The organism is Anaerosporobacter sp. (assembly GCF_965301125.1).
This window is the reverse complement of the sequence record NZ_CBDLAM010000207.1, coordinates 1-5951: the sequence shown is the minus strand read 5'-3', so window position 1 is coordinate 5951 and position 5951 is coordinate 1. Positions and strand designations below refer to the sequence as shown.

The window sequence follows — 5951 nt, the reverse complement described above, 5'->3', positions numbered from 1 at the left end:
GGTATGTTCAATTGATATATTTACTACTTATCCCCTACTTTTCCTTAACACGTACAATACTCACAGATACTATCTATATTAAAACAAGTTTGTGTATTTCTAAATGGTTGTTAATTTCATTACTATCAATTTAGTACCAGCTCATTTATAAAACCAGGGACTACTGGGTAGTTTCGGCACTTGCTTAATAGCTTGTGCCTTTTTGTTTGTTTCTAATTTGTTTTTAATCTATAAATCCTCCGATCTATCTAAAACATAGAGAGGTATACCTCAATGCGTAATGCACCTCTCTATTAATAAATTATCTTTCTAATTCTCTCATAAGGCTGCTATGTGTTTCGAGTACCTGTTTAAATGCATGTGAACCCTCTGTCCTATTTATTTCATTAAATTTCTCTATCATAGCATCCTCAAATGCTTCTCTCTCCTTAACATACTCTTCACATCTCTTTGACAATAAATCCTTAAACTTTGCCCATTCCTTATCAGCATCTACTTTATATTTCTCAGCATCTTTGATCATTTTACTTAAAATAGGTTTATAATCTGTTTCTGTGATATCCTTCCAATCTTCAATTTCTAATCTAATATTTTTCTTTCCGGTCGCTATTTCTGCAAGTTTTACATTATCAGTCTCAAACATATACTGCCTATTTAATTCTGCTAACTCATGTGTCAATCTTTCTATCTCTTTGATTGCACTTGCTTTTTTAATTGAAATCTGTTTTTTGAAACTTTCTATTTTTTTTAATTCAATTAAATATACATTACTAGCCTTTTGATTATCCTTTGTTAAAAATTCCTCTGTAGCTGTTAATTGTTTTCCCATATCTTTTCTCCTCTTCTTTAACTTTTTTTAGTTTTATATATCCAAGATTCTCTAAAACTTTTGAAACTGGGGAAATTTACGACTGAGAGGGTGCATTCGGTGTTGGGTCAATGCATATATTTTTTACCCCTCCCCCCGGGTGTCTATATTTCAAGTTCTAACCTCATTAGTCTCAGTCTCGTTTCAAGATCATCATTTTTATTAACCCATACTTTTTCAACCTTATCCTGGACAAATCTCTGCTCGATACTTCCTTGGTTATTCTCTCTGACTTCGACCAATGTTCCATAATACGCAGGTGTTTTTGTATCATCTAAAATAGATACTTCTCTAAGTCTGATTTCATCAAGATACCTTCTAGCAACATTATCATCTGTCTTTCCCCATGATTCTTTAATTTTAATAAAGCCAAAGCTCCATCCTGAAAGTAAATTTCTTTTGGCTTTTTCTACTACTTCTTGATTACTTGTCTTTATCTCAGCATAAAGGCCTATGTTATCCTCTCTCAGTATTAGATTATCCTTTGTTGATCCTAATTCCTTATTCCAATCATGGTTAAACAAAACGGCTATATTATCATTACTATCAATAGCTTTCTGCCAAGTTCCACTTCTGACCTGTTCTACAAATTCATCACCTTTCTTTGATTTCATTTTTTTACTGTCTCTATCCGTAGAATTCACATATCCTCTGATTAACACACTGTCACTTCTAATTTCTATCTGCATACTATTATTTCCCTTCACTTATTCCACAAAGTCAATATGAAACATTACTACTACTTCACAAGCCTGTTTACCTTTTTGTACCTCTTCCTCAAAGTACTCAACCACGTCTCCTACCGACAATGAATTTAGATCCTGCCCCTCAACCATATTTTCAAAGTGGAAAAATATATTTTCACAACTTCTTTGACCTGCTTCGTCTGGCTTAATAAATCCATAATGCTTTTCTTTCTGTAGTGTAACTATCGTTCCTTGTTTAGTTTCTTTCATTCTTTTTTCTTTCATTCTTTTTTCTCTCTTTCTTTTTTGTCTTGATTTTTATATACATATTAAATTAAATCGTAAAGCTTTAACGCTGCCTGTTCTGTAGCACTAGTCCATGTGTTACGAAAACTATTAATACTTCCTCTGTAAGCTACTTGTAATGCAATTTCATATCGTTCTGATAGTGCACGCTTTACCCTTGATGTTCTAAGCTTTTTAAGTGCTGTGCTCTCTATCTGCCTAACACGTTCCCTAGATACTCCAATCTCTTTGCCAGTAGCTTCAAGCGTTAGATCCTTTCTATACCGACTAACTATAACCTTGTTCTCCAGTTCATTTGTATTCTCTTCTACAATACCCCATAGAGAGCCTTTTTTGTCCTTTTCGATTATTCGGTCAAGTATATCATTTTCAATCCCATTTAAACCAATTACAGAATCAGAAAGAAGAATATCATCATTCTCGCCACCAATGGACTGATCCAGGCTATCCATGTTACCCACTTCATACAATGCTTTCCTCATAGAATGAATAACCGTAATACTCGTTTCAAGTAACCGACTAGCTTCCTGATCTGTTGGATTACGCTTATGTTTTTCTTCGAAGCTTTTAACCACTTTATTGTATTTGGCATACAACAGTTGTGTATGAACTGGTATTCGGATTGGGGAAGAGTTATTTTCAACATATCGTTGTATGGACTGCATTATCCAATATATTGCGTAAGTAATGAATTTTACTTCTGAAGCACTCTCATAGTGCTTGACGGCTTCATACAGACCGAAATATGCTTCCTGCATTAAATCCTCTATATCAACTCGTGAAGCGTACTTTCTTGCTATCTTGCAGATCATTCCTTTATTCTGTTCGTAAAGCTGCCCCATGTTATCGGGTATATTGATTCCCTTACGGATTTGTTCAACTAGTTCTTCATTTGACACCGCCATCACTCCTTATAAAATGAGCCTGCAGCGTATAACACGAGGCAGGCCATTAACAATTAATCTTCTTTTGGTAGGTTATCAATAACCTCTAATACCTTTAGCAGCTCTTTTTCTTCCCTGGTTTCCTTACCATTGAATTTTCTTAACTGCTCTATTCTATCATTAATGTACTCAACTACTTGTTCCATGTGTGTTTCCTCCTACTTAACTAATCCTAAGATATTAACGTCAGCTTTGTTTGGAATCCCCCAGGCACTCTTAGCATGTATGAAGTTAAACAATTCAGCTATCGTTACCGATCGAGCTGACATCTTATCATATTCATCATACTCTGGAAAAAATATTGTGCTGCTAGATACTGATCTAGCACCTATCATTTCCTTGATACATTGCTCATATTTTTGGATTACTATATCATTAATAGCAAATTCATTCTTATAGGCCTGCAACATGGCAACTTCACTTTGAGCCATTGTATCATTAGACTTACTACGTCTCTTAATCTCAATATCAAATAAGCGAACCATGTTCTTGTCCAAGAAGTTCAGTTCAAAAAATTCTTTTAGCTCTTCTCTATCCATTAGTTCCAATTCCTTACCCACAAAGTTTAGCTCGGTTGGATCCGTTGTTGTTTTCTTCTCAAAGCACTGATCATTGTAGTTCTCTTTCTCCTGGTTAAGTGAATCAATAACCTCTGTGAACTTATCTCTGGCCGTAATCCTAATATCCTCTTCGGCTTTTTCCCTTATCTGACTAAAGTAGCTATCTGTATACTCACCTTTAGTTTTTCTGTAGAACTCTGCACCATAGGCTACTAGAATACTATTAATCTTAGGTGCCATTTCGGTTACGTTCGTTCTAATACCTCTCATTTTGTTTAGGTACTTGTCTTTTTGTTCTTGTGTTGTTTCAAACATGACTTATCATTCCTTCCTTTACTCTGATTTACATTGTTCTTGATACTATCATTCACTTTCTTAGAACAATGGGGCAGTTTCAATCCATGCCCAGGGAAGAGCATTATGGAAGAAAGGGAATGACAACATCTGTTTGACAAGCAAATAAAAACGCGGGTCCAAATACAACCACCTAGTTACTTCTAAATGGCTCTATCTGTTCCCGCGTCTATTATGACTTCCAGTATCACTACTGGGGTACTTTTCAATATTTGCTTGTAAGTTTATTATATCAGTTATAAAACACATAGTCAATAGGGGTATGCGCTTAAAATCACAGCATTTATAAGGGATTACGCTATTTCTATATGTCATTTTTTTAGTATAAAACACTAGTTAGAGTATTAAAAATGAATATAATTGAGCTGTTAATTTGTATTCCTGAAGGTATGTCTAATTTAGCCACTCCAATTTCGTGGTCACTAATAATATTAGGTCACCATAATTTTACGGTCGCCATTTGGTGCTCGTTATCGCCCATGATTTTATGGTCGCTCCAATTTGGACTTCGCTAAAAATCAGCCATTCAACCACAACCAAATAGTTGCCGTTATAACTAAATGCAAAATTGTGTTTAGTATTTTTCATAGCGGTATATATCAATAGCGACCTACCTCTTACCAGATATATCACCTTTGCTTCTACTTCACCTCAATATACACCCTATTATACTTTCCTCTCTTGTCCTCTTTCTTATAACGCTTAATCTTAGGGCGTAAGAGCTTTATTAGTTCCTGTAACTCCTGATCATGTTCATATGATATTTTTATCTTTGCACTCACGCCTGTACCTTCTTTCTTCTGGCACGTTCAGCACGCTTCCCCATTATGTAACCATACATGAATGCATTCATTTCTTTAAAATCACTATTTCTCATAATATTAAGATCTCTTAGTATTGGTATTGCATTGATGTAATCTTCTGTTGGCATATTACCAGTCATAAGCTTTAGCTGTAATGTCTTTCTATAATTCACTGTAATATCAAGCAAACTTAAGAACTCTTTTATCCCTTGGCTAAGTATCTTTTTCTTTATCGCTGCTCGCTCTTCATCATTTGCACTTAGATAACTCTCCGCCGTTAGTAAATAAAAGTCATAATCAGAGTTTTCACTATTAATCACAAACAAATCATCACCCCTCGTATAGAAACCAGTTAATGTGCTTAATACATCACCTTTAAACTGTGCAAGGATACTTTGTGTCTGCTCCATTGTTAAATCACCCAATTTACAACTTGCTATTCTTAATTCCTCATTGATCATCTTATACATACTTATCTCTCCTTATCCATCATACTATTATTATCTGGTAGCGTGTTTACTGTGAATAGCACTCCCAGTATAAAGAATACTATTGCTGTTAAAATATCCATACAATTCCTTTCTTGTATTCGTCCAGGTATAATGATATAATGAGACCATACCTAGACTTGATGGTTTATGGGTTACTTGCCATTGCAGAGTTGCAGCTCTTGTAATGGCTTTTCTATTGCCTATTCCAATGGCATCTCATAAGATTCCTTATTATTCTTGATACACTCAAATATTTTGTTCAATATTTCTTCTGCACGTTTATAGCTGTAATACATACCAAGGCAAGGATCTATATATCCATTATGCATTATTCTATACTCTGGTACTCCTTTATTTACACAACTAGATATCCAACACTCTCTACCAAGACTTGTAATGAAGTTCTTATTCTGCGACATGATCCGTAGCGTGTGATTGTTGTTCTTTCTCAATTGTATTACTCCTTTCTTCACATTCTTTAATTCTTTGTTTGACATGTTCAGAGAATGTCATATTGTTTTTTCTATAGTTATTAGCCGTTTTTAAATTATGCTCAACGCAATATAAATCAACAAATTCTTCAAACTTAGTATTAATACCTTCTAGTGAAATTGCAATTCTTTCCAGATATATATCATTCATTATTTTAGACCTTCTTTCAATGTAAAATTTGTTCATAGGGCAGAAAAAGCAGTTTTTTTCTTATACTCATTTATATATATAAAACCCCCATATATATACTATTTTCTCTCTATGTATAGGTTTTAAAAAAAAGTGCCCTTTCTGCTCTAATAAGGAGATTCAGTAGTCTTTTCAAACTCTGTATCCTTAAATTTAATACCAGTAAAATAACGCTTTCCAGTACTTTTTATCACTGAATAACCTTTGTTTCTAAATTTTTTATAAAATCAATTATCAATTAAAGGCTGTCATCAATTA

10 protein-coding genes are annotated in these 5951 nt (G+C 34.0%); all 10 read right to left on the bottom strand.

Annotated features, from left to right (window positions below; genetic code table 11):
- Positions 1-301 precede the first annotated feature (301 nt).
- The 10 genes from ACW2QF_RS16790 to ACW2QF_RS16745 all read right to left on the bottom strand — a co-directional run bounded on the left by ACW2QF_RS16790 (position 302) and on the right by ACW2QF_RS16745 (position 5654).
- Positions 302-829 (bottom strand): hypothetical protein, encoded by a 528-nt coding sequence (locus ACW2QF_RS16790; protein ID WP_455717164.1) that lies wholly within the window; start codon positions 827-829, stop codon positions 302-304.
- Between the two features lie 143 nt (positions 830-972).
- Positions 973-1557: an HK97 family phage prohead protease gene (locus tag ACW2QF_RS16785; RefSeq protein ID WP_455717163.1), complete on the bottom strand. Its 585-nt coding sequence runs from the start codon at positions 1555-1557 to the stop codon at positions 973-975.
- Positions 1558-1575: 18 nt separating this feature from the next.
- The gene (locus tag ACW2QF_RS16780) at positions 1576-1839 is read right to left on the bottom strand and encodes a cold-shock protein (RefSeq protein WP_455717162.1); all 264 of its coding nucleotides are present in this window, start codon (positions 1837-1839) and stop codon (positions 1576-1578) included.
- 44 nt (positions 1840-1883) lie between these two features.
- Positions 1884-2759 (bottom strand): sigma-70 family RNA polymerase sigma factor, encoded by an 876-nt coding sequence (locus ACW2QF_RS16775; protein WP_455717161.1) that lies wholly within the window; start codon positions 2757-2759, stop codon positions 1884-1886.
- A gap of 59 nt (positions 2760-2818) precedes the next feature.
- Entirely contained in the window at positions 2819-2950 is a 132-nt protein-coding gene (locus ACW2QF_RS16770; RefSeq protein WP_455717160.1) for a hypothetical protein, read from the bottom strand.
- Positions 2951-2962: 12 nt separating this feature from the next.
- Entirely contained in the window at positions 2963-3679 is a 717-nt protein-coding gene (locus ACW2QF_RS16765) for a hypothetical protein (RefSeq protein WP_455717159.1), read from the bottom strand.
- A gap of 680 nt (positions 3680-4359) precedes the next feature.
- Positions 4360-4500, bottom strand: a complete 141-nt coding sequence (locus ACW2QF_RS16760; RefSeq protein WP_455717158.1) for a hypothetical protein — start codon at positions 4498-4500, stop codon at positions 4360-4362.
- The gene (locus tag ACW2QF_RS16755; RefSeq protein ID WP_455717157.1) at positions 4497-4991 is read right to left on the bottom strand and encodes a hypothetical protein; all 495 of its coding nucleotides are present in this window, start codon (positions 4989-4991) and stop codon (positions 4497-4499) included. Before ACW2QF_RS16755 ends, ACW2QF_RS16760 begins: the two co-directional genes overlap by 4 nt.
- A 221-nt stretch (positions 4992-5212) precedes the next feature.
- Complete coding sequence (locus ACW2QF_RS16750; protein ID WP_455717156.1) at positions 5213-5464, bottom strand: hypothetical protein; 252 nt, start codon at positions 5462-5464, stop codon at positions 5213-5215.
- Complete coding sequence (locus ACW2QF_RS16745; RefSeq protein WP_455717155.1) at positions 5418-5654, bottom strand: hypothetical protein; 237 nt, start codon at positions 5652-5654, stop codon at positions 5418-5420. The genes ACW2QF_RS16750 and ACW2QF_RS16745 overlap by 47 nt, the downstream gene beginning before the upstream one ends.
- Positions 5655-5951 lie beyond the last annotated feature (297 nt).